Source organism: Roseovarius sp. S88 (genome assembly GCF_037023735.1).
Lineage (GTDB): Bacteria > Pseudomonadota > Alphaproteobacteria > Rhodobacterales > Rhodobacteraceae > Roseovarius > Roseovarius phycicola.
The window spans coordinates 35,911-60,496 of the sequence record NZ_CP146069.1; the positions used below are offsets into that span (position 1 = coordinate 35,911).

Annotated in this window: 15 protein-coding genes and 2 pseudogenes; 7 read left to right on the forward strand and 10 right to left on the reverse strand. The window is 55.4% G+C overall.

The window, feature by feature from the left end; translation table 11 throughout:
- Positions 1–50: 50 nt before the first annotated feature.
- Together RZ517_RS00175 and RZ517_RS00180 are read right to left on the reverse strand one after the other, a co-directional pair.
- Positions 51–503, reverse strand: coding sequence for a hypothetical protein (locus tag RZ517_RS00175; RefSeq protein WP_338549493.1), 453 nt, complete (start codon positions 501–503; stop codon positions 51–53).
- Between the two features lie 185 nt (positions 504–688).
- Positions 689–958, reverse strand: a complete 270-nt coding sequence (locus tag RZ517_RS00180; RefSeq protein WP_338549494.1) for a hypothetical protein — start codon at positions 956–958, stop codon at positions 689–691.
- Between the two features lie 144 nt (positions 959–1,102).
- Here RZ517_RS00180 and RZ517_RS00185 point away from each other — a divergent pair, with 144 nt between their 5' ends.
- Positions 1,103–3,097 (forward strand): polysaccharide biosynthesis tyrosine autokinase, encoded by a 1,995-nt coding sequence (locus RZ517_RS00185; protein WP_338549495.1) that lies wholly within the window; start codon positions 1,103–1,105, stop codon positions 3,095–3,097.
- Between the two features lie 51 nt (positions 3,098–3,148).
- Positions 3,149–3,817: a DUF2334 domain-containing protein gene (locus RZ517_RS00190; RefSeq protein WP_338549496.1), complete on the forward strand. Its 669-nt coding sequence runs from the start codon at positions 3,149–3,151 to the stop codon at positions 3,815–3,817.
- Here the strand turns inward: RZ517_RS00190 and RZ517_RS00195 are convergent.
- The 5 genes and pseudogenes from RZ517_RS00195 to RZ517_RS00215 form a co-directional block, all read right to left on the reverse strand.
- A complete protein-coding gene (locus RZ517_RS00195; RefSeq protein ID WP_338549497.1) occupies positions 3,814–4,965 on the reverse strand; it encodes an MFS transporter in 1,152 nt (383 codons plus the stop codon). The two genes, RZ517_RS00190 and RZ517_RS00195, sit on opposite strands and share 4 nt — an antisense overlap.
- A complete protein-coding gene (gene arfB / locus RZ517_RS00200; RefSeq protein WP_338549498.1) occupies positions 4,962–5,381 on the reverse strand; it encodes an alternative ribosome rescue aminoacyl-tRNA hydrolase ArfB in 420 nt (139 codons plus the stop codon). The genes RZ517_RS00195 and arfB overlap by 4 nt, the downstream gene beginning before the upstream one ends.
- Positions 5,382–5,726: 345 nt before the next feature.
- A pseudogene (mepA, locus tag RZ517_RS00205) lies at positions 5,727–6,532 on the reverse strand (penicillin-insensitive murein endopeptidase).
- A 119-nt stretch (positions 6,533–6,651) separates the two neighbouring features.
- Positions 6,652–7,986 (reverse strand): MFS transporter, encoded by a 1,335-nt coding sequence (locus RZ517_RS00210; protein WP_338549499.1) that lies wholly within the window; start codon positions 7,984–7,986, stop codon positions 6,652–6,654.
- A 33-nt stretch (positions 7,987–8,019) separates the two neighbouring features.
- The gene (locus tag RZ517_RS00215) at positions 8,020–8,574 is read right to left on the reverse strand and encodes an acyl-CoA thioesterase (protein WP_338549500.1); all 555 of its coding nucleotides are present in this window, start codon (positions 8,572–8,574) and stop codon (positions 8,020–8,022) included.
- Positions 8,575–8,709: 135 nt separating this feature from the next.
- Between RZ517_RS00215 and RZ517_RS00220 the strand changes: the two genes are divergently transcribed.
- The 3 genes and pseudogenes from RZ517_RS00220 (at position 8,710) to yaaA (ending at position 11,928) form a co-directional block, all read left to right on the forward strand.
- Positions 8,710–9,018, forward strand: a complete 309-nt coding sequence (locus RZ517_RS00220) for a YggT family protein (protein ID WP_317056577.1) — start codon at positions 8,710–8,712, stop codon at positions 9,016–9,018.
- A 74-nt stretch (positions 9,019–9,092) separates the two neighbouring features.
- Positions 9,093–11,131 (forward strand): annotated as a pseudogene (gene recQ / locus RZ517_RS00225) (DNA helicase RecQ).
- A 32-nt stretch (positions 11,132–11,163) separates the two neighbouring features.
- Positions 11,164–11,928, forward strand: coding sequence for a peroxide stress protein YaaA (gene yaaA / locus RZ517_RS00230; RefSeq protein WP_338549501.1), 765 nt, complete (start codon positions 11,164–11,166; stop codon positions 11,926–11,928).
- Here yaaA and RZ517_RS00235 read toward each other — a convergent pair.
- Positions 11,913–14,105 (reverse strand): response regulator, encoded by a 2,193-nt coding sequence (locus tag RZ517_RS00235; RefSeq protein WP_338549502.1) that lies wholly within the window; start codon positions 14,103–14,105, stop codon positions 11,913–11,915. The genes yaaA and RZ517_RS00235 overlap by 16 nt on opposite strands.
- 229 nt (positions 14,106–14,334) lie before the next feature.
- On the opposite strand from RZ517_RS00235, the gene RZ517_RS00240 reads away from it, so the two are divergent.
- Together RZ517_RS00240 and pbpC are read left to right on the forward strand one after the other, a co-directional pair.
- A complete protein-coding gene (locus RZ517_RS00240; RefSeq protein ID WP_338549503.1) occupies positions 14,335–19,674 on the forward strand; it encodes an alpha-2-macroglobulin family protein in 5,340 nt (1,779 codons plus the stop codon).
- Positions 19,667–21,730, forward strand: coding sequence for a penicillin-binding protein 1C (pbpC, locus tag RZ517_RS00245; protein ID WP_338549504.1), 2,064 nt, complete (start codon positions 19,667–19,669; stop codon positions 21,728–21,730). The genes RZ517_RS00240 and pbpC overlap by 8 nt, the downstream gene beginning before the upstream one ends.
- Positions 21,731–21,736: 6 nt before the next feature.
- On the opposite strand, the gene RZ517_RS00250 is transcribed toward pbpC, so the two are convergent.
- Together RZ517_RS00250 and serA are read right to left on the reverse strand one after the other, a co-directional pair.
- The gene (locus RZ517_RS00250) at positions 21,737–22,819 is read right to left on the reverse strand and encodes an enolase C-terminal domain-like protein (protein ID WP_338549505.1); all 1,083 of its coding nucleotides are present in this window, start codon (positions 22,817–22,819) and stop codon (positions 21,737–21,739) included.
- 123 nt (positions 22,820–22,942) lie between these two features.
- Positions 22,943–24,538, reverse strand: a complete 1,596-nt coding sequence (gene serA / locus RZ517_RS00255) for a phosphoglycerate dehydrogenase (RefSeq protein WP_338549507.1) — start codon at positions 24,536–24,538, stop codon at positions 22,943–22,945.
- Between the last annotated feature and the right edge of the window lie 48 nt (positions 24,539–24,586).

Below are 24,586 nucleotides of genomic sequence, written 5' to 3' on the forward strand. Positions count from 1 at the left end.
GCCTGTGCTTTGTGGGTTTCTGAATGCTTAAGGCGTCGTGCGCTGCGGGCTCAGCACCCCCGCACACCCAAGTCGATGAGCCTTGCGCCACGTATCCGATGAAGCGTGCGGATCCGATAACGCCCCGTCTCCAGATACCACCGCTTCAAAGCAGGTGGATAGTGATCGGCAATCACATGCGACGCTTCCTCAAACACCTTAGGCGCAAGAGGTCTGCCATACGAACTTGGTCCATGAAATCCAAATACTGTGCGAGACGAAATGCAGGTCTGCGGCAGTCCGAGAAACATCGTGCAGGTTGAAAAACAAACACCGCCACGAATTTCTACCGGGCGGCCGCTTTGCCGCAACTCGCGGATCTGGCGCAACCTTTTTGCAAGCTCACCACCTCGATCATTGCGGACAATCAGCGTTTCGGCGTCTTGCGCCAAAGCCGTGTGTCCCGACAGAGGAACAAGACCCAAAACCAGACTTGTAAACACAGCCCAAAAGACCAAGCTCAACAGACGCCTGGCGTCTGTGCCACATATGAAACGCATGACAACACCCACTCAAACCGTTGCGCCAAAAGTTGTTCGGCGCATTCCACCACGCCTCAACAAACCAAGCTTTCCCTAAGAAAAGATTGAGCGGCGCCAAGTGTTCACTGACAGATTTAGGTAAGTTTTACTTCACCAAAGGGTGTCACTCATTTCGTGCCGGTTGAACTGGTGGACGTTGTTGACGGGCTTGACCCGCCTGCACCCAACACGCCTCCAAGGGCCGCGGCGACACCGGCAAGTGGCGCCACCACAGGCGCAAAATTGGTAATCGGTTGATCTGCTTCTGGAAGGTCAAGGCATTCAGGCAACGCAGCGTCGGACAACGAGGAGCAATCCACATCCCGCACTCCGTCTTCCGCAATGGCAGGACGGGCAAACCACATCAAAAAGAAAACACATGCAAAACGTGTTATCATGATGTATTATTCTTTCTAAAGTTGTTAAGTTGGTTTGAAAATGCGGAGCCCTGTCATCCAAATTCTGTTGTCGGAAAGGTTAAGAAATGGTTACGCGTCAAGCATGATCCAACATCCTGCAACCTTCAGGATCGGACCCCAATCTTGACCGTATCTGACCCCCGACAAAGGCGTGCCTTTTATGCTAACAGGCAAGACGCGCCTGACCCGCATCGCGAGGAAATCAATTTCGGTGCCATCCTGTCCGCTTTGTGGCGTGGCAAATGGATGATCGTGGTCACACTTGTTGGTGTCACGGCCTTGGGCGGCTACTACGCCCGAGGTGTGGCAACCCCGATCTACCGTGCCACGTCGGTCATCATCCTCGAGCCCAATCAGGAACAAATCGTCGACCTGCAAAGCGTCGCTGCGGGCTTGTCCGGAGACAGTTCTGAAATCAATTCCGAACTCGAAGTCCTGCGCAGCCGCGGGCTTATGGGCAAAGTTGCTGCGCGTCTCGACCTCATCCAGGATCCGGAATTCAACCTCACACTCGCACCGCCCACCTTGATCAGCCGGATAAAATCGCTTGTCTTCGCATCTGCAGTTGCCAAGCAAAACGGGTTAGACCCCCGCCGGATGGAAGACCGGGTCATTTCCGCCCTTCTGTCGCAAATCTCGATCTCCAACGTGCGCTCCAGCCTCGTCTTCCGCATCACCGCGTCATCCACTGACCCCGACAAATCCGCCGCCATCGCTGACGCGGTGGCCGAAGCGTATGTCGAGGACCAGGTGGCCGTGAAACGAGAGGCCACGCACCAAGCCACAGCATGGCTCGGCACACAGGTCCAAGAGCTCGAACTCACCCTGCAAGAGGCCGAAAGCAAAGTCGCCAATTTCAATGCAAACACCGAGCTGATTTCAACCAATGCGCTGCGTCTTCTGGAACGTCAGGCCAAGGAGCTGCGAGAGCGCATCGTCACGGCCACCGGCATGCAAAACACCCTCACCGCCGAGCTGTCAGATACAAAGCCTGGTCAGCCGAAAAAGCAACAGGACTTGACGCGGATTGACCAACAGCTTAGTTCTCTGCGCGCCTCCGAACAAGACTTGATGCGGCAGATTTCCACGCAAAACCAGGATCTTATCACACTTCAACAACTCACTCGAGAGGCCGAAGCCACGCGTGTGCTCTACGAATACTTCCTTGCCCGGTTCAACGAAACAGCCGCTCAACAAGGCATTCAACAAGCAGACAGTCGCATTCTGTCGCGTGCCGTCATCCCGCTGCGCCCGTCAGAGCCCCGCACGTTGCGCATCCTGACGTTGTCAGCTCTGGCAGGTCTTGCTCTTGGTGCTCTGATCGTTCTGATGCGAGAACGTTTGCGCAACAGCTTCCAAACCTTGCAGGACATTGAAGATACGACCGGATATCCCGTGCTGGGTCAAATCCCTGCTCTGCCGACCCGGGTACGCCCGAAACTTCTGGCCAATCTGGTCAACAACCCAACCTCTGCCGCCGCAGAGTCGTTTCGCAATCTGCGCACCTCTCTGCTGTTGTCCGACCCCGATCACCCGCCACAAGTTATCGTCTCGACATCGGCCCTGCCTGGCGAGGGCAAGACCACCAATGCTCTGGCACTGGCCCACTCACTGACTGGCCTGAACCGTCGCGTATTGCTGCTTGGGGCTGATATCCGCGCCAGCACCCTGCCAGAGTATTTTCGTGAACTTCCTGAAACCGGGTTAGTATCCGTGCTGCTCAATGAAGCGCGCCTTCAGGATGCGATCTACCACCCGCCCGAGCTTGGGATCGACATCCTCTCTGGTGCGCCTGCCACACGAAACGCCGCCGACCTCTTTGCGTCAGAGGCCTTTGCTACCCTCATCCAGGACCTGCGCCAGCACTATGATCACATCGTAATCGACACGCCACCTGCACTTGCGGTTCCCGATGCGCGCCTGATTGCGCGCTCCGCTGATGCCATCCTTTTTACTGTGCTCTGGAATAAAACCGGCAAAACCCAGGTGACAGAGTCCCTCCGCCTCTTTCACAGCGCAGGCCAACATATCACAGGTCTTATTTTTGCGCGCGTTTCTCCCAGCGCATTACGGCCATACGGCTATGACGCCTATGGCAAATACGCAGATGCTGTGTAGGCAATGCAATAAAGCCCGGTTAGAACTGGCTTTATGCCGGGGAAACTATGTTTGACGTTTGATGATTTGTTTGTGGACAATTGGTGCGCCACACGTCCCGTTTTCGACGCGTTCAATGCGCGTGTCACGTTCTGCATCAGCCACCTCCACAACGCCACACCCAGTCAGATCAAGGGGCTGCATCTATTGCAGCGCGACGGGCATGAAATTGCGTACCACACCAGAACCCACCCGCGCCTGGATCAATATCTGAGGCGCCATGGTTTGGCCCATTGGCTCGCGCATGAAGTGGACCGCGGCATTGCAGAGCACCGTGCGCTTGGCTTTCCTGCACGCAGCTTTGGCTGCCCGTTCCACGCATCGACCCCGGAAACGCGCAAGGCATTGGCCGAACGGTTCGACATTATCCGCACCGATGGCCCACGCAGTGCTGATCCTGACAATCCAGCGGCGCGCATTTACCAAGACGTCCCAGCCGACAAATGCCTCGCAAACCTCAGCTTCGCCGACATGCAACACAAAGCCTTTCCCGGCTGGACGCGACAAATGGAGTTACTTGATCTTGTCGCCGAAACCGGCGGCACGGCCGTGTTTGTAGGGCATGATATCAGACGGCGGAAAACGGGACGCGGCTTTTACAGCGCGCAAAAACAGATCAGGCGTCTTATTGCAGGCGCCCAAGATCGAGAAATATCGATCGTTCCGTTGCAGGGCACCTAAGAGGTTTGAACCCCTGATCTTAGGATCCAACCAGACATCACAACTGAAACCCCAGCAAACATAGCAGCGATCACCAAGGCAATTCCATACGATCCGGTGCCGTCATAAAGCGTTCCCGCAAGCCAAGGTCCTGCAACACCGGCAATGCCCCACGCGGTAAACACGCGGCCATAAGTCTTGGCGCTTTGAGCCATGCTAACGCGTTTTGAGATCATGGACGGCCAAGCGGCAATTGTCCCGCCATATGCGAACCCCACCAGACCCAGGGACATCAAGATGGCCGGGGCACCGACAACGGCCAACAAAAGAAGTGCGCCAGCGGTGATCATTGCAAACCCGCCAACGACCCATCGGGCTGCCATTCGGTCCACAGCCATCCCACCCAACAAACTCCCAACTAGGTTGCATCCAGCAACGACAGCGGGCGCGACCCACATGGCCCTGTTGGGATCAAACGTCGTGGCAATCCCGGCGGCATGACCGATCACCATCAAGCCAGCCATGACACCACCGAAATAGGCAAGCCACATCTGCCAAACATCCGTGGCATTCGCGCTATGGCTGGTACGCGTTGATGCGACGTAGTGAATGCCGCGCATCAAGATCGCAGACATCAAGCCGACACCAAGTATTGTCAGCGCAAGACCCATCATGGCGGTCTTAAAACCACCGTTGGAAAAGCCGTGTTCAAACAAGATCGGCGACACAACAGCGCCCAGAGCATACGCCGCGGTGACCACGCCCATCGCCATCCCTTCGCGCCCTTGGTTGACCTGAGCGGAGATCTGAAGACCAAACCCGTATCCAATCCCGTTGGCCAGCCCGAAGAAGAGGCTGAACCCGATCCAAACACCCCAAAGTGTCTGCGAAAAGGCAGCAACACTTGCGCCGACAACACCCAGCAGAACCGCAAAAAGGCACAGCAGTGGCGCAGACGCTCGTCCATAGATGCGATGTCCAAAGAGCACCATCAAAGAGAGAAAAATAAGCGCGCCGGAATATGTCAGGCTGACCATACCGCGCGATGCCTGAAATTGAGTTTCCAAGGGTTCGAGGAAAACCGAAAACGCATGGATGGATCCCAGGACGGCGGAAAGAAGCGATGCTCCAACCAGCACCCGAACCCCTCTCTGCGTTCCGGTTCTCATATGTCGTCTATCCGGCCTCTCAGGGCCTTCACTTCCGAGCGCTTCTTTTTCGCCTCAACCCGTTTGCGCTTTTGATTGGCCGAAACTTTCGTTGGAATGCGGCGCTTGGGTTTTTCGCAGGCTTTTCGGATAAGTGCGGCAAGCCTCTCGCGGGCGATCTCTCTGTTGCGCGCCTGTGACCGTTCTTCGGACACTTGAATCACAACCGCACCTTCCTTGGTCCACCGTCGCCCTGCCAGTCGGCGCAAACGACGTTTAACCGGATCGGGCAGGCCTGGAGACCGCTCCGCCTCGAACCGCAACTCAACCGCCGTAGCCACCTTGTTGACATTCTGACCACCGGGTCCCGATGCGCGCACGAAGTGCTCGGTCAGTTCCCAATCCTCAATCGTGATCTGATCATTGATCTTCAACATGACTCTTCGTTACACACTGACTTCGCACCGACGCGATACCGACGTTATACCGACGCAATACCGACGTGGGAAATTGACACCTAAAAGGGCCGCTCCAGACTACGGAGCGGCCCCTAAAGTTTTCGGAGGCGGGCCGGTTAGGCCGAGCCAATCAGTGGGTCAACACGCCCAAGGTCTGCCCTAGACGCGGTCCTCCCTGACTGTTCCGACACCTCTCTCCAATCCCTTTATAGACACTGGATCACCTCCTTTCGATTGTTGAACTCACTCATAGCCTGCCACAGATTTTGTGCTTGTCAAAACAAAATGCAGCGGTTGCCTATATTTTATCCACAGGATGTGGCGTCACTGAGATTGCAACACTGCCACGCATTGGCGCGGTAAGTCTTGCATACGCAGCTCTCTGCGTGGCTTGGGCGGCGGTGCATTTGGGTCAGGTGGCGGCGGGTTCAGGATGTTTTTCACCCACTGTTCGGCATCAGCGCACCCGTCCCCAGCAGGCGGTGCCGCCTGATCCACACATCCCGAAGCTCCTTTGGGGCATTTCAGCCGCACATGGAAATGATAGTGATGCCCATACCAAGGCCGTATCTTCCGAAGCCACGCCCGATCCCCTTTCTCTTCCTTGCACATCCGTACCTTAGCGCCTGGAAACACAAATATCCGCGCCACACGCGGGTCCTTGGCCGCGGCTTTCATGATCTCGTGGTGTTGGCGCGTGTAATTGTCATTGGTATAGGCACCGTTGGCGCGCCGAAGGGAAATGGACGATATGCTTTCGCGTTCAGCCCGGTTCAAATTTAATCGCTTCGGAGGCAGCATCCAGACGTCAATATCCAAGCCAAGTTGATGGCTCCTGTGACCGGTCAACATCGGACCACCGCGCGGCTGACTGATGTCACCAACATAAAGCCCTTTCCAGCCGGGCTGTGTTGCCGCAAAACGTGATAGTTTTTGCACAAAATCAACCGCTTCCGGATGTCCCCAATTGCGGTTGCGGCTGAGCCGCATCGCCTGCCATGTCGGGCCGGTCTCGGCCAGTTGGACCCCCCTGCCAAACATCCTTTGGCATATCCTCCAAAGGGAGCTGTACTTTGCTGAGATGCATTCGGCTTGGCGCTAAAGAGCTGCCGCGCCTCAACACCCTGCATGGAGACCGGGATGCTTTGCGTCGAGAGAACGGGTTCAAAGAGTTCTGACTTTTCCTGGGTTGATGCGCTGCAAGCCGCCAACAGAATGGCCAGGGACGTCCCTTTCAGGAAATGTCGCATCATGCATCTTCCTTTTCCGTGTGCACCCAGCGTAGCAGCAGCAAACCCGCCAGGAAAAGAACAATCAAAGGCGTTACCCCGATTTGCTGACTTCCGCTCAGCCCGGTGGCGATCCCAACAGCAAGCGGCGCAAGAAAGCTGGTGGCCTTGCCTGCGAGTGCATAGAGACCAAAGGCTTCGGTCATTCGATCCGGCCTGGCCTGTCGCACCATCATGGTGCGGCTGGCCGACTGAATGACACCTCCCGCCGCGCCGATTACTGCGCCCACGACATAGAATGCCAGATCAGGAAGTCTCGATGAAGGATCCACCGCGATGCCAAAAACGCTGTCGCGGGACACAAACACGATCGAGATCGCAACGGCACATAGCACAAGGATGCAAATCCGGATGACCGGTTTGGGACCAATGAAATCGTCAGCGAACCCGCCCAGCCATGCAAACAATGCGCCGGACACAATCGCAAGAATACCAAACACGCCGGTGTCAACGACACTCCAGCCCAACACACCTGCGGCATAAATTCCTCCGAAGAAATACATGCCATTCAAAGCGTCGCGGTACAGCATTGAAGACGCCAGAAATGCAAATAATGACGGCGTCTGGGGCAATCTGCGGATTGTGTTTCCCAAACCACGCATCGCAGCTTTGAACGCCCCTCGTTCCGGCGCAGATATCTTTGGGTCTTTTACCCAAAGGAAGAACGGGATCATAAAGAGCGCATACCAGATCGCCGTGAGCGGCCCAACGAAACGCGTTCCTTCGCGCACCTCAGGGTCAAGCCCCAAAGCGGGCGCGCGGCCTAGCATGGTTTGTCCGGTTTCGGCGTTTTCTGCAAAGAAGGCGAGCATGATCAAAAGGGCAACCAACCCGCCCAGATATCCGAAAGCCCAGCCCTTTCCGGAAATCCGGCCGATTTCCTGTCGTGTCCCAAGATCGGGCAGCATGGAGTTCGTAAAAATCGTGGCAAATTCCATGCCGATCAGGCCCAGAGCAAAACACAGCAAAACGAGCCAAAGTGAAAGTTCCTCAGGGTTGGCAAACCATATGCCTGCCGCACCGAGAATGTAGAACACAGAGAAAAACCAGATCCATTTCAACCGGTTGCCATATGTGTCCGCGATTGCCCCTAGAATGGGAGCGACAAGCGCAATCGTCAGCCCTGCAGCCCCGACCGTAAAGCCCCAAACTGACTGCGCCTGCGCGCCGTCCTCAACCAGTTCTTTTACAAACGGGGCAAAGATGAACGTGATCAGTAGCGTGTTGTAGGGCTGGCTGGCCCAATCGAAAAAGAACCAACCCCAAATGCGCTTGCGTGCCGAAACCTGAGCCATACTGCCCCCTTGTGCAGAGCGATATGACTAGCTTCAGCTTGGAGTGGCAAGGTCTTCTTGCATGGGTGGCCATGGACGCACCTGATCCGCTGCAATCCAGGCTGCTACCCATTCAGGAGCCAGCGGCGGCTGAAGATCAACCCCCATTGCTTCCGCGACGTTCACGGGCGCGACGATACCGGCATCGCTTGTTACCGCAGCACGGTAGACAATGTGGTTTGCGCATTCACCGTTCTTCTTCCACATCGACTGTTCGATATACATGAAACGCGCATCCCAAAAGACAGCACGAGAGCGCATTTCAACCACCTCGAACATCCTTATGCGCTGCCGGTAGCGCACGCTTGCACCAGCCATGGTCAAACCCCAGTTTTCTTTCCGCATTACCTTTACGAGCCCAGATCGGATTGCGAATGGGATGCGCCCTAAATCATAGAGCGTCAGTGTCCGCCCGTTATTGAGTTCCATCCAGATGTCTATGTCCCAGGGAAGGCAGATATGATGCGAGATATGCACCTCTCCGAGTTTGAGCGGAGTAGCATTGCGCACCTTGAATATTTGCCACACCATTCTGAAGACAGGATACATGGGGGTAATCCTTTGCAGTTAGCCCCTCTGAAGTTGACGTAGAATACATCCACGTCAACCCACGACCTCGCGTAAACCTTGCGGTTTTTCGCGACCCTGATTACCTAGGATCAACACTGGAAGGGAACCAAACAGATGCAGGCAATCGCGGGGCCTATCGGCCTGATCCTTGATGTCGCGTTTTTCATTATGATCATCCATATCATCATGAGCTGGCTGATCAGTTTTCAGGTTCTCAACCTGCACCAACAGTTCGTGGCGCAAATCTGGTACGGGCTAAATCGGCTGTTAGAGCCGATTTACACGCCAATTCGCCGTTTTCTGCCCAACACCCATCCGCTGGACCTCGCTCCTCTGGTGGCATTTATCATTTTGCTATCTCTGCGGGATTTCATTCTTCCAGAGCTTCTGTGCGGCGGGAACCGATTGACATATTGTGGCTGATCTCAGGTTGATTAACCGGACATTAATGTGAAAAGGTCTCCTGTAAGAGCAGAACAAAAACTTACAGGCCTCAAATGCAGTGCGCTGCCACGCTGTTGCAAGATATCTTTGGATTCGACGCGTTTCGCCCTGGACAGGGTGAAATTGTAGAGACAGTTGCCGCTGGCAATAACACCCTTGCGATCATGCCAACCGGTGGCGGGAAATCTCTTTGCTACCAGCTGCCCGCCTTGATGCGCGATGGTGTTACGGTAGTGATCTCACCGCTCATCGCCTTGATGCGCGATCAGGTGCGTGCGCTTCGTGCCGTGGGTGTGAATGCCGGGGCGCTGACCTCTGGTAATACCGAGGAAGAAACGCAGGCCGTATGGGACGCGCTCGAGAGCGGGCAGCTAAAATTGCTTTACATTGCACCAGAGCGCCTTGCCGCGGGATCATCCCTGGGAATGCTGCGCCGGATTGGTGTGTCGTTGATCGCAGTGGACGAAGCCCATTGTGTGAGCCAATGGGGCCATGACTTTCGGCCCGACTACCTACGCATAGGCGATTTGCGCCGAGCGTTGGATGTGCCCATGGCGGCGTTCACAGCCACAGCAGATGCCGAAACCCGTGACGAAATCATCGAAAAACTCTTTGATGGCGAGCCACCCGAGATCTTTCTGAAGGGATTTGACCGACCGAATATCCGGCTTGCATTTGCAGCAAAGTCCTCTCCACGCCAGCAGATCCTGGAATTTGCCGCAGCACGAGAAGGGCAAAGTGGCATTGTTTATTGCGGCACGAGAGCCAAGACCGAAACATTGGCGCAAGCTCTGCGCGACGCAGGGCATAGCGCCTGTGCTTATCACGGCGGGATGGAGGCCGAATTGCGCCGCGAGGTTGAAGCCCGGTTTGCGCAAGAAGACGGGTTGATTGTCGTCGCCACGGTGGCCTTTGGTATGGGCGTGGACAAGCCCGACATCCGCTGGGTGGCGCATGCTGATCTTCCGAAGTCCATCGAAGCCTACTATCAGGAAATCGGCCGCGCCGGACGGGATGGCGCGCCAGCTGATACGCTGACCTTGTTTGGGGGCGACGATATCAGGTTGCGCCGCAGCCAAATTGATGAAGGCCTCGCAGCACCAGAAAGACGCAGCGCCGATCACGCGCGGCTCAATGCGCTTTTGGGATTGGCCGAAGCCCAGACATGTCGGCGACAAGCATTGCTGAGCTACTTTGGAGAAACCGCTGAACCATGTGGAAACTGTGACACATGCCAGACACCGCCCGAGGTTTTTGATGGGACCCAGGAAGTCCGCAAAGCTCTATCCGCTATTCTCAGAACGGACGAGTATTTCGGTGCGGGTCACCTGATCGATATCCTGTGCGGCACGCTGACCGACAAGGTGCGTGTTCGTCGACATGATCAGCTTCCGACTTTTGGCGTCGGAAAAGACACTGACAAGCGCACTTGGCAGGGGGTTTTCCGGCAGATGATGGGCCATGATCTGGTCCGTCCGGACCCGTCGCGCCACGGTGCGCTACGCATGACCGACAAAGCCGTACCCATCCTGAAGGGCAAAGCAAACATCACACTACGGCGCGACACACTTGTTACCAAATCGCGCCGCCCGGCAGCCAAAGCGATGGTCTCAGAAGAAGACGCCCCGCTTTTGTCAGCACTCAAGGCTAAGCGCCGGGCCTTTGCCGAAGCCGCCAAGGTTCCCGCCTATATTGTCTTCACCGACCGCACTCTGATCGAAATGGCAGAAACCCGGCCTGCAACGCTGGACGGCATGGCAAAGGTCAGTGGCGTCGGAGCAAAAAGCTGGAACAGTACGGTGCCGCGTTTTTGGAGGTGATCAATGGTGAGGCCGAAGACATGCACCCACGACGCCGTAAAATGGCGGGGCGGGAAACTGGTATTTTGTATGACCGCCTGCTCGAAGTTCAGGCCGATTTATCGCGCGGCGAAGACGGTATGGAAAAACCCCTAAGCTGTTCGGCATCTCTTTTGGCACGGGTTGTTTCAACTCGACCCAGAACACTTACCGATCTGGAACGTCTACTGGGGGACAAACGAACACAAAGATTTGGCCCTGCGTTTCTGGACGTTCTGCAGATGGCGGACTAAGTCAGAGGCAAGAGCTATTATTGGGGGTGCACATGCTGATCGTTGTTTCACCGGCGAAAAAACTGGACATGGATCGAGTCGAGGGTGCGCCCCGAACAGAACCTGACTTCATGGGTGATACAGAAACGCTTGTTCAGACCGCGCGCAAACTCAAATCCGGTGATCTGAAAAAACTAATGGGGATAAGCGACACCCTTGCGGCTTTGAATGCCGAGCGGTTCCGCGATTTCGGCAAGATGAGCCGGAAACAGGCGGCCTATGCCTTTGCCGGAGACACCTATCAGGGGCTTGAGGCGGCAAGTCTTGATCAAGACGAGATAGCCTGGGCCCAAGATCATCTGCGCATTCTCTCAGGTCTTTATGGTCTATTGCGTCCACTTGATGAAATTGAACCTTACCGGCTCGAAATGGGCAGTCGCCTCAAGACAAAACGAGGCAAATCGCTTTACGAATTTTGGGGGGATACACTCTCAAGAGCGCTGAACATACAGGCCGATGCCGTAGGAACAGATTTCTTGGTGAATTGCGCCAGTCAGGAGTATTTTGGGGCTGTCGATCAGAACGCGCTAAAGCTCAAGGTGATCACACCGGTCTTTATGGAAGTGAAAGACGGCGCGCCCAAAGTCATCAGCTTTTTTGCCAAACGAGCGCGGGGTGCGATGGCGCGGTTCATCATTCAGAACCGGCTGACAGAGCCCGATGCATTGAAGGACTTCGACACTGGCGGTTACGCATTTGATCCCAGCGCATCAACGGAAGGTCGGCCAGTATTCCTACGAGACTACGCCACCGATTGAACAAGCTCTGGTTTACGTGCTTCATCAGGACACGCTTCGAGCACATGGTCGATCAGATCCAGTTTGTTCAGAGGTTTCGTCAGATAATGATCCAAGCCTGCCTCTAGAATATCGTCTGAATCCCCATCCATCGCATGCGCTGTCATAGCCACGATGGGCACATGCCGTCCGGTTTCCATTTCGATATCACGAATGCGCTGCGTGGCCTCTTTGCCGTCCATTTCGGGCATTGAGATGTCCATGAACACGAGATCCGGTGCAAAGCTCTGATAGAGATCCACCGCCTCTACTCCATTCTCCGCCAGCTGGACATCAAGATCGAGGTCTTTCAGCATCTTGGTAAAAACCAGCCTGTTGGTTTTGTTGTCTTCCGCCGCAAGAACACGCATTTGCCGCGGCTCGGTTTCGTCAGAAGATTCTACGACGGTATCTACCTCCGGCATGTCAGGTGAACGTGCGGGCAGTGCTGCCAACGCTGAGAAGAGTTCGGCTCTTGGAACGGGTTTTTGCAGTATCGCGTGCAGGTGTTCTCGACCAGGGTCTTGTTCCGCACTTCGGGTATTCGACGTTTGAAGGATGACAGGCACCTCATGGCCTAAACTGTGCAGCGCCTCGGCAAGCTCAATGCCGTCCATGTGCAGCATGACATGGTCTGTCAAAACCAGATCGACATCAGAGCTCATATTCTCAACAGCAATCTCCGCACTTTCGCAGCAAATGGTTTCCACACCAAGCGTCCCAAATTGACGCTCCAGTATTGACCTGGTTAATGCATGGCTCTCGACAATGAAAACCTTGCGAATGTGTTCTGACACCCCGACGACTTCGGTGTTGGACGTGTCAGCACGCGGCAATTTGAGTGAGAACCCGAAGGTGGATCCTTCGCCCTCAATTGACTCGACCCAGATATTGCCCCCCATCAGCGAAATCAGTTTTTGCGAAATCGCCAGGCCAAGTCCGGTTCCTTCGAACTTGCGATTGGTTTCACCCTCAACCTGATTAAATTCACCAAAAATATGGCCGATTTTTGAGTGGGGAATGCCAATGCCCGTATCCTGAATTGTGACATTGATCTGCGTCTTGTCAGAGCCTTTTCCAGGTATGCCTACGACACGGACAAGGACATGGCCCGACTCTGTGAACTTCACGGCATTGCCAAGAAGGTTCGTCATAACCTGACGAATGCGACCGGGGTCTCCCATAAAGCCCGTTGGCAGGAACAAGTCATAGTCCACCAAAAGGTCGATCCCCTTGTCGCGCGCGTTGGCCTGCAACAGCATGACAAGCTCATGGATACAGCGTTCCAGATCAAACGCTTCTTCCCTCAGAATCAATTTTTCCGCCTCAATCTTGGAGTAGTCCAAGACATCATTGATGATCACGAGCAACGCTTCGGCTGAGTTCTTTATGGTGTTGGCATACAGCATTTGCTCGTCATCAAGCGTGGTATCTGAGAGCAGCTCGGCCATACCAACAACACCATTCATCGGTGTGCGGATTTCATGGCTCATATTCGCGAGGAAGGAAGATTTGGCACGGTTGGCCGCTTCGGCCTTGTGCCGAGCGTCTTTGAGCTGTTGCTCATACTTGATTGTGTCGGTGATATTGAGCGCTAGGCTGACCACATCCCCACCGGCGCCACGCTGGTCGATAAGCTTGATATACTGTCCGCTCCAGAGTTGAATGATCGCCGGTTCAGGTGACGCAGTTTGCCACCGGTCGAGCATTCTTTCGCGCCATTCAATTGGCCTGGCATCGCCAATATCGACGATGCCTTCTTCTGTCACAAATTGCAGAATTTCGATGTAACTGATGCCCGGTTTCACTTCTTCAAGACCATCGAACACAGCAAGCCAGGCCTGATTGGCGGCGATCATCCGGCTTTCACCGTCAAAGAAGGCAAACCCGTCCTGAATAGTCTGAATGGAATGCCACAACCGACGTTCTGCGATTTCGACCTTTTGGTGGGCGAGCGTCAGATCAGATCTCACACGTGCATTTTCGTCGCGCACGTTCTGTACTTCGGCGCGCGTTTCAACGATTTCGTCGCTCAGTGCCTTGGCATGTTTACCCAGCTTGCGATTGGCCGCCTGAAGCTCAGCTTGCTTTTGCTCTAGCAAACGCTCTGCGGCCAGCCGAGCGCGACGTTCCTCAGCAAGTTTATTGGCCAGGCTCATGTGCCGGTCTCCACCACGCCTGTTAACGAATGTGACCACACTCCGTGATTATGGTGAACAAGAGCTTAAACAAGCCGACCGTACGTTGTCAGACACCGTAAGGCATGGCACGATGACTGCATTGAACAAGGAGGTTGCCATGCTCCGCCATTTCGCATGTCTGATTTTAATTGCTTTTGTTGCTTCATTCGCGTCCGCCCAATCCTCAGTTCCAGAAAAACGACAGGTTGTGACCCAAGACACAGACTTTTTCGGCTCTGACCTTGAGCCGTTGTTTGACACCACCATCGAGGCCTGTCGTACCGCATGCTTCGCCGACCAGAGTTGCAAGGCCTACACCTTCAATACACGTGCCAACTCTTGTTTCCCCAAAAGCGCGCTGACCGAAACGCAGGCCTATGAAGGTGCAATTTCCGCGGAAATATTTCAAACCGACGCGCGCATTTTGGAGCGAGCGGGCACCCGTGCAAGTGAACTTTCGTTTCTGTCGCAAAGTGATTTGAACCAAGCGCGCAAGCTCGCCCTGGACATCGGAGCACGTCACCCGGGCGGTCAATGGGATACCGCCACAATGGTCAACGCCGCCCAGGATCGGGTCGCGCAGCAAGATTACCTCAACGCCATGCGCTGGATGGGGGCCGCGGTTGCGCGGTCTGATTTGTCTGATCAATGGTCAGAATATGCGCGCCTGTCGCGTTTGATTGAAACACAAAACGCAAATGACGCGCGTCGCTATGCCCAACAAGCGTTGGAGGCGTCGACCAATGCCTATCTGCGCGGTTTGGGTGAGCCGGAACGCGTGAATGCGCTATTGAAAATGGCGGATGCGCTGGAAGCGCTCGGGCGTGGTCGCGATATGGTGCCAGTGTTGCGATTGGCAGAGGCCACGCAGTCACGCGAAGACGTGACGACCGCGCTGGACGCAGCGATTGCGAAATACGGGTTTCGAATTGTGCAACACCGCTCAGATAATGACAGCGCAGTGCCACGAGTTTGCGCGGAGTTTTCAGAGCCGCTGGTCAAGGCAGGTGTGGATTACACGCCCTTTGTGCGCCTTCCCGACGCTGGTTTGGTGGTTCAAGCTGACACTCAGCAAATCTGCATTAGCGGTGTTGAACATGGCGAACGGTATCGTGTCACGTTTCGAGCAGGTCTGCCTGCGGCAAACGGCGAAACCCTGCGCCGGGATGTCGAGATTGCGCAATATGTTCGCGACCGGAGTCCAAGTGTAGGCTTTGCCGGGCGCGCTTATATTCTCCCCAAGTCGGCAGATGCCGCCCTTCCGATTGAAACTGTGAACCTGGAGGAGGTCGATCTGGTTTTGCGCCGGATCAGCGACCGCAACGTGTTGCGCGCCATTCAGGAAAATTACTTTGGCCGACCGCTCAGCGCTTATGAAGACGCACAATTTGCATCAGATGTCGCCGAAGAGGTCTGGTCAGGGACTGGAGTTGTTCAAAACGAACTGAACCAGTCGATGACTACGCGACTGCCGCTTGGCGACGTGATCGCAATGCAAGACCCAGGAGTGTATGCCCTGACCGCGCGCGTGCCCGGGGCAAACACCTATGAAGACCCTGGTGCGACCCAGTGGTTTGTATTGACCGATCTAGGTCTGACAACTCTCAAGGGCACTGATGGTCTTCATGTGTTCGTGCGGAAATTAAGTGACGCGACAACCATGGATGGCATCAAAGTTACGCTCCTTTCACGCGCCAACCGCGTTCTCGGCGAAAGCAAAACCAATGCAGGAGGCCATGTTGTCTTTGCGCCGGGTCTTGCGCGCGGGACTGGCGGCGCAGCCCCAGCCATGGTTATCGTCGAACAAGGCGACGAAGACATGGCGTTCCTTTCTCTGACCGACCCGGCCTTTGATCTCTCAGACCGCGGCGTCGAAGGACGCCCAGCCGCACCGCCAATTGACCTATTCGCAACAACTGACCGCGGCGCATACCGCACAGGAGAGACAATTCACGTCACGGTCCTTGCGCGAGATGGCACGGCCAAGGCCATTCCCGATCTGCCGCTAACTGCAATCCTCAAACGCCCTGATGGTGTGGAGTACACTCGCAAAGTGTCTAACCAAAGCCGAGCGGGCGGATATGTGTTTTCATTTCCGGTCAGTCCATCTGTTCCAAGGGGAACCTGGACGGTTGACCTGTTCGCAGATTCCACCGCAACGCCCCTTGTCAGCAGAACTGTTCTGGTTGAGGATTTCCTGCCAGAGCGCATTGATTTCGATCTGAGTGTACCCGACGCTTCGATCAAACCAGGTGACGCCGCTCCGGTATCTATTGCAGCAAAGTACCTATTCGGTGCGCCGGGCGCTGGTCTCAAGGCGGAAGGGTCGGTCACCCTAAGCGCGCTGACGACGCTTGATGATTACCCTGGCTATACCTTTGGTCGACATGATGAATGGGTCTCACCTCAGACTACATTTCTTGACGGCGGAGCAACCGATGCCACGGGTAAGCTCGTCCTGAATGCAACGCTTCCCAAGACGTCACAAGATGACCGGCCATACGAGGCACAATTTGCCATTTCACTCAAGGAAGGGTCCGGGCGACCCGTTGAGAGACGCGTGACCAAAGCACTGGCGCCCTCAGGGCCGATGATTGGCATTCGACCGGACTTTGACGGCGTCGTGCCAGAAAACGGCACCGCACAGTTTGAAGTTATTGGCGTTGGTTCTGATCTGAAACGTGCGCAAATGAACGTCATCTGGACACTCAACCGTGTTGAGACGCGGTATCAGTGGTATCAGGCATATGGCAACTGGAACTGGGAACCAATTACGACACGAGAACAGGTCGCCACAGGCACCGCGACCTTGGGCGATGTGCCTCTCGACATCTCAGGTCAGGTCAAATGGGGACGATATGAGCTTGTCGTGGAGCGCACAGATGGGTCCTATGTGGCGTCTTCTCTGGAGTTTTATGCCGGGTGGTACGCCCCCGCCGATGCCAGCAGCACGCCAGATACGCTTGAGCTTTCGCTGGATCACAAAAACTACCGCCCTGGAGACACCGCCAACCTGCGCCTTGTTCCTCGGTATGCGGGCACTGCACTGGTCACAGTCATGTCCAATCGCGTCATCCACATGGAGGCGTATAACGTTGTTGCTGGTGACAACCTTATACCACTTACGGTCACAGATGAATGGGGCGCCGGAGCTTATGTTACGGCTCAGGTCATTCGCCCGATGGACGTATCCGTAAATCAAAATCCAGCACGTGCCCTTGGATTGTCCTACGCGCAAATTGATCCCGGCGAAAAGCAGCTGGACGTCAGGATCACCGCACCTGATATCACCAAGCCACGTCAAGCGTTGCTGGTAAGAGTTCAAGTCGATGGTGTGCCACAAAACGAAAACGCTTACCTAACTTTGGCGGCAGTTGACTTGGGCATCTTGAATTTGACCGGGTTTGAAAGTCCCGATCCCTCAGCCCACTATTTCGGCCAGCGCCGCCTTGGTGTCGAAATCCGTGATCTTTATGGGCGTCTGATAGATGGTATGAACGGGGCAGAAGGACAGGTGCGGTCCGGCGGAGATGCCGGCGCGCAAATGGATCTTCAGTCGCCGCCGCCCACTGAAGAGCTGGTGTCTTTCTTTACAGGACCGTTGCAAGTCGGAACAGATGGCCGAGCTGAGGTACAATTCGACATTCCCGATTTCAACGGCACGGTGCGCTTGATGGCTGTGGTCTGGTCTGACACGTCCGTCGGACAGGCTGAAACCGATACGATTATTCGTGATCCAGTTGTGGTCACGGCGTCTTTGCCAAGGTTCATGGCACCCGGCGACCAGAGCGAAATCTTGTTGGAGATCTCGCATGCCGAAGGGCCTGCCGGCCGCATGGGGCTGGATGTGGTCGCCAAAGGACTGACCCTGGCCGGTGATGTACCCTCCGGTCTTGATCTCGGAGCGCAGGAGAAATCCGTATTGCGTATTCCAGTGTTGGCCGATGAAACCGGCGACCATGAGATTCAGGTGACTCTGACCACACCCGATGGACAACAGCTAACCAAAACTCTGACCCTCGGAGTGCGGTCACTTGATCCTGAGGTTTCCAGGACACGCCGGTTCTCACTCGCTCCGGGCGACACATTTACTCTCAATGACGAAGTGTTCGCAGGCCTGAAACACGACACCGCCAAGGTGCTCGTGTCATCCGGTGCACTGGCCAAGCTGGACGCGCCAGGTTTGCTAAGTGCATTGGATCGCTACCCATATGGCTGCACAGAGCAGGTCGTTTCCCAAGCGCTTCCACTTCTTTACTTTCAGGATATGGCAAACGCGCTGGGTCTTGGCTCCGACGAACAATCCAAGCTGAGGATCACACAATCCATCGAACGCATCCTGGCACGACAGTCCAGCGGAGGTGGTTTTGGCCTGTGGCGCGCCAGTTCTGGTGATTTCTGGCTCGATGCCTATGTCGCTGACTTCCTGTCTCGGGCGCGCGACGAGGGGTACGCTGTACCAGATCACGCCTACACGCTAGCGATGGACAACCTGCGTAATCGGGTCAACTACGCCCCAGATTTTGACAAAGGCGGCGAAGACATTGCCTATGCGCTGATGATTTTGGCGCGTGAAGGTGCTGCGCGTATGGGTGATCTGCGGTACTATGCAGATGTCAAGGCCGACGCATTGGCCACACCTCTTGCCTTGGCGCAACTTGGTGCGGCCCTGGCCTACTACGGCGATCAGACCCGTGCAGACCGATTGTTTTCTCTCGCCGTTGCTCGGATCAATCAGACATCAGATATCGAAACGCAGATCTGGCGCGCAGATTACGGAACGCGACTGAGAGATCGTGCAGGCGTTTTAACGTTGGCCACGGAAGCAGGCAGCAATGTTGCGAACGTCCAAACACTTGCGCAAAGCCTCGAAGCACCCGGTCCAAACATGTCAACCCAAGAGCAAGCCTGGTCGCTTCTGGCAACGCAAAGCCTTTTGAGAGATCCCGGTGCATCGCAATTGACTCTGGATGGTGCGCCAATTGAGAGGGCTCTGATCCGAAAGTTTGACGCTGTTGGAATGGGAAACCACGCAATCACTAACCAGGGCACCTCTGCGACAGAGATCACTCTGACAACGGTAGGCGTTCCAGATGTGCCGCCAGATGCCGGGGGATACGGATACGCGATTGAGCGCGCCTACTATGATCTTGACGGCCAACCAATCGATCCTGCGCAGGTAACGACGGGGGTGCGTCTTGTGACGGTTCTGACTGTGACGCCATTTGAAAAAGGTGAAGCCAGACTGATGGTCAACGATCCGTTGCCTGCCGGATTTGAAATAGACAACCCCAACCTATTGCGCGCGGGGGATGTCCGCTCATTGAGCTGGCTAGAAGGTGTCCAAACACAGCACACAGAATTTCGATCAGAGCGGTTTCTGGCCGCGGTGGATTGGAGGTCAGATAAACCGTTCAGACTAGCGTATATCGTGCGCGCCGTCGCCCCGGGGAGCTATCACCACCCGGCGGCTTCGGTCGAAGATATGTATCGACCGCATTATCGCGCCAGAACGGCCACCACACGAGTAACGGTCAACAATGAATAAACGCCTCTACAGGCAAAGCTGGCTCTGGCTCAGCTTGCTTGCCATGTCGCTGTTAGCGACAGGGATCATTCGCGGCACCGTGGATCATTGGATTGAGACGACTGAGTTGCCTTCAATCCTTCGAGATGTTTCAACCGAAGTGCGCGATCGGGATGGAGCACTGCTTCGGGTTTACACAGTCGAAGATGGGCGCTGGCGTATGGCGGTCACTCCGGACGCCGTTGATCCGACTTATGTTGATATGTTGATCGCCTACGAGGACAAACGTTTCTACGATCACAACGGTGTGGACCCGGTCGCCATCCTGCGGTCATTCGGACAAGCATTGTGGCACGGCAAACTGGTGTCCGGCGGCTCCACCTTAACCATGCAAGTTGCGCGCCTACTGGAAAACTCGGGCACGGGGCGGCTGTCCGGCAAGCTTCGTCAGATACGTGTGGCGTTGGCACTCGAACGCCAACTGACCAAGACACAGATCCTGCAGCTTTACCTGGAACACGCACCTTTTGGTGGAAACCTGGAAGGTGCACGCGCGGCAAGCTACGCGTGGTTTGCCAAGGATCCCAAACGTCTGACACCAGCCGAGGCAGCGCTTTTGGTAGCGTTGCCACAAGCGCCAGAAGCGAGACGGCCTGATACTTCGCAGGACACTTCACAAAAAGCGCGAGAACGTGTTCTGGCGCGCGCCGAGGAAGCTGGTGTCATATCTCAAAGCGATATGCGCACCGCTTTGACGGAACCTCTGCCCAAAATACGGAGAGCGTTCCCCAGCATCGCTCCGCACTTGGCAGACCGCGCCATTCGAGATGATCCAATCCTAAAACGCCATGATCTAACACTGCTCAAGTCATTGCAGGTTAGCACGGAAGCCTTGGCACAACGCGCAGTTCGGGACCTTCCTGAGGGAGTATCTATTGCGATAGTCGTTGCAGATCATACCTCCGGAGAAATCTTAACCTCAGTTGGGTCCGCCGATTATAGTGCAGCCGGTGCGCGGCAAGGATATGTCGACATGACCCAAGCATATCGGTCTCCTGGCTCCACTCTGAAACCTTTGATTTACGGGATGGCGTTTGATCGCGGATTGGCGCATCCTCAAACGCTGATTGCGGACAAGCCAGTCAGTTTTGGCTCTTATGCTCCACAAAATTTTGACGGCGTCTTTCGTGGCGAGCTTACTGTTACCGACGCGTTGCGTCGTTCGCTCAATATTCCGGTGGTGCTTCTTCTCGATGCACTCGGACCTGCGCATTTTATAGAAGCTTTGCGGATGAGCGGCGTCGCCACAAAACTGCCTGGAGACAAACCAGGGCTTGCCATTGGCCTGGGCGGTATCGGAATCACTCCAGAAGGCCTGACGCAGCTTTTTGCGATGATCGCCAGGCACGGTGGAGCGCGTCCTCTGCATTGGCGCAAAGATAATAGCTCTGAAGGCAGCGCAAAAGTTTTGTCCCGCTCTGCTGCTTGGCAAGTTGGCGATATCCTTTCCGGTCTCGCACCGCCACGCGGATTTCAGTCGCGTCGGCTCGCCTATAAAACCGGTACGTCATACGGGCACCGAGATGCCTGGGCTGTTGGATTTGACGGCCTTCATGTCGCAACCGTTTGGATTGGTCGACCAGACGGCACGCCTGTTCCAGGCGCCTTTGGAGGTGATCTTGCGGCGCCCGTTTTGTTCGAGGTGTTTCAGAGGATCAAGCCAGAGCAGGATGACCTGCCACCACCGCCCCCAGAAACGCTTATATTGTCTACTGCTCAGCTGCCTAAACCACTGCGCCGGTTTGTTGGACGTTCGGGGTATTTTGAAACAACGCCAAACGCGCCAAAGCTGACCTTCCCACCTGATGGCGCGACGCTGGTGTTGGAGGACAATATTCTGACAGTCAAACTGCGCGACGGTGTTGGGCCATTTACTTGGCTGGCCAATGGAACGCCTGTGAAAACCGGTGAAAGACGACGCGAAACTCAGATCAACGGTTTGAGTGACGGTTATTCGAAGCTCTCGGTCGTCGATGCCAATGGACAGTCCGCAAGCGTCACCGTCTGGATCGACTAACTCACGTCAAACCAGATATTTTCCAACGGCCTTCTCGTCCCATTCAAGCCCAAACCCAGGTCCTTTGGGCGTGAGATGTCCATTCTCGATCTGGTAAGGATCAGCAGCGATAGAGCTTGTAACATCCATCCACTCCAGCAGATGGCAGTTCGGCGTTGCGGCCAGAACATGGGCGCTCGCCTCTGGGAACAGGTGGCTTGACACTGGCAACGAAGCACCTTGGGCGATTGCAGCTGCCCTCATCCAACCGGTCACGCCGCCAATCTTGATCAGATCCAGCATCGCGTGATCGCAAATCTCTGCCTGCACCGCGCGTGCAGCGTCATCGGGCAGCCACCAGTTTTCGCCCGTTTGAACCGGTGTCCGAAGGGCTGCACGCACCGCGCGATGCCCGGCATAATCCTCTGCAAGAACCGGCTCTTCGATCCAATCCAGATAAAATTCCTCTTCAATCCGGCGCATCCTTCGAATGGCCTCGGCGGATGAAAAAGCCTGATTGTAATCGAGCATCAGTGCCTTGTCAGACCCCACGATATCCTGTCCGGCTCGCAGGCGCGCAAGGTCGTTCTCAACCGTCTCGGCCCCAAGCTTGAATTTCAAAGCGTCGAAGCCCTGTTTCAAAGAGAGTTCCACGTCTACAGCATCTCGATCTGGGTCGAAGAAACCATGGCTGTCATAGCACTTGATTGGCCTTTCTTCGGCACCCAAAACAGCGGCCACAGACATATCTTGGGCTTTGGCACGCGCATCCCAAAACGCGACATCAAGCCCGGCCATGGCCATGCCGACGACACCCTGCCGCCCCAGCAAACGAAACATCGCCTCCATTTCGGCAAATCTTGTGACGGGGTCGATGGTCTTGCCAATCAGCGTGTCGGCAATGTTCTCCACCATTGCCGTCAGCGGACGAAGCGACAAAGGCGTGTATCCAAAGATGTAACTTCTGCCGATGACGCCTTCCTGAGCGTTTACATCGATCAGCACCAAAGGGGCCTTGTCGATGACAATCTTGGCCGTCGTGATTGGCCGCGACAGAGGCACCATGGCCGGTCGCGCAGAAACAGATTTGATCGTTAAGCAATAGGTCATGCCGAATGCCTCTTGGCCGTAGGTGTCCACACTCTTGCGGGTTCGTTTGTTAAAGTCGAGGCATCAAACAAAATGAAAGCCCCGACAGACCGCCGGGGCTTTGAAATCCCAAACACTTAGGGTTTAAGCGACGTCGAATTGAAGGGCTCGAATCTGTTGAAAGAGACCAGTCTCATGCAACTTTGCGATCACCGGGTTCGGCACTGGTGAGTCCACGTACAAAAGCGCAATCGCCTCACCACCTACGGCAGACCGGCCCAGGGTAAAGTTGGCGATGTTCACATCGTTCTCTCCCATGGTTTGACCCAGCGCCCCGATGATCCCGGGTTCATCGTGGTTCGTCGTATAAAGCATATGGCGCCCAATCTCGGCATCGATGTTGATGCCTTTGATCTGAATGAACCGAGGTTTACCATCGCTAAACACGGTGCCACCAATTGAGCGCTCACGCTCGGATGTGACCACTGTGAGCTTGATGTATCCCTCAAACGCACCTGATTTATCCTGGCGCGTGGTGGATATCTTGATGCCCCGTTCTTTGGCGATAAGCGGCGCAGACACCATATTCACCTCTGGATTTGCCGACTTCATGATCCCAGCGACAGAGGCGCAGGTTAGTGCATCAAGGTTCATGCCACTAACAACACCGTCGTAAAGAATGTTGATGGCCTTCACAGGTTCATCCGTCATCTGGCCAATGAAGTTGCCCAAGTGATCCGCAAGTTTTATCCAAGGGCCCATGACTTTGGCCTCTTCTGCGGTTACGGACGGCATGTTCAACGCATTGGTCACAGCACCGGTCAAAAGGTAATCCGACATTTGTTCAGCAACCTGCAGAGCGACGTTTTCCTGCGCCTCGGTTGTAGCCGCTCCAAGATGCGGGGTGCAGACGACATTTGGCAGATTGAAAAGCGGGTTTTCGGTGGCGGGTTCTTCGGCGAAGACGTCGAATGCAGCGCCGGCCACATGGCCGGATTTCAGCAACTCGGCCAGCGCCACTTCGTCGACTAGCCCCCCACGGGCGCAGTTCACAATACGGACACCCGGCTTGGTTTTGCCGAGGTTTTCACGGCTTAGGATGTTGCGTGTTTGATCTGTCAAGGGCACATGAAGCGTGATGAAATCTGCTCTTGCGAGGAGCTCATCAAGTTCGACTTTCTCTACGCCCATCTGATCAGCCTTTTCCTGACCAAGAAACGGGTCATATGCCAACACCTTCATTTTCAGACCAAGCGCGCGCGCGCAAACGATGCCACCGATGTTCCCAGCTCCAATCACACCGAGGGTCTTGCCGGTGAGTTCAACGCCCATGAACTTGGATTTTTCCCATTTTCCAGAATGGGTTGAGGCGGAGGCTTCTGGAATTTGACGCGCCACGGCAAACATCATCGCGATGGCATGTTCGGCGGTGGTGATCATGTTGCCGAAGGGGGTGTTCATCACGATGACGCCCTTCTTGGACGCGGCGTCCTTGTCGATATTGTCGGTGCCGATGCCTGCACGGCCGATGACTTTGAGGTTGTCGGCGGCGTCCAGGATTTTTGGCGTGACCTTGGTGGCTGAACGGATGGCAAGCCCATCATATTGCGAGATAATTTCGCGCAGCTTCTCTTTGTCTTTGCCCAAGTCAGGCATGAAATCCACATCTATGCCGCGGTCGCGGAAGATCTGAACGGCGGTTTCTGAAAGCTTGTCAGAGACGAGTACTTTGGGGGCCATTTTGGGCTCCATTTCTAATGTCGGTTTTACGTCGGTATCGCGTCGGTA

Excerpts from the sequence above, each read along its gene's own strand:
- yaaA (WP_338549501.1), top strand. The coding sequence starts at position 11,164 with ATGCTGATCGTTGTTTCACCGGCGAAAAAACTGGACATGGATCGAGTC.
- pbpC (WP_338549504.1), top strand. The coding sequence starts at position 19,667 with ATGAATAAACGCCTCTACAGGCAAAGCTGGCTCTGGCTCAGCTTGCTT.
- RZ517_RS00220 (WP_317056577.1), top strand. The coding sequence starts at position 8,710 with ATGCAGGCAATCGCGGGGCCTATCGGCCTGATCCTTGATGTCGCGTTT.
- RZ517_RS00180 (WP_338549494.1), bottom strand. The coding sequence starts at position 958 with ATGATAACACGTTTTGCATGTGTTTTCTTTTTGATGTGGTTTGCCCGT.
- RZ517_RS00195 (WP_338549497.1), bottom strand. The coding sequence starts at position 4,965 with ATGAGAACCGGAACGCAGAGAGGGGTTCGGGTGCTGGTTGGAGCATCG.
- RZ517_RS00210 (WP_338549499.1), bottom strand. The coding sequence starts at position 7,986 with ATGGCTCAGGTTTCGGCACGCAAGCGCATTTGGGGTTGGTTCTTTTTC.
- RZ517_RS00235 (WP_338549502.1), bottom strand. The coding sequence starts at position 14,105 with ATGAGCCTGGCCAATAAACTTGCTGAGGAACGTCGCGCTCGGCTGGCC.
- RZ517_RS00215 (WP_338549500.1), bottom strand. The coding sequence starts at position 8,574 with ATGTATCCTGTCTTCAGAATGGTGTGGCAAATATTCAAGGTGCGCAAT.
- serA (WP_338549507.1), bottom strand. The coding sequence starts at position 24,538 with ATGGCCCCCAAAGTACTCGTCTCTGACAAGCTTTCAGAAACCGCCGTT.
- RZ517_RS00250 (WP_338549505.1), bottom strand. The coding sequence starts at position 22,819 with ATGACCTATTGCTTAACGATCAAATCTGTTTCTGCGCGACCGGCCATG.
- arfB (WP_338549498.1), bottom strand. The coding sequence starts at position 5,381 with ATGTTGAAGATCAATGATCAGATCACGATTGAGGATTGGGAACTGACC.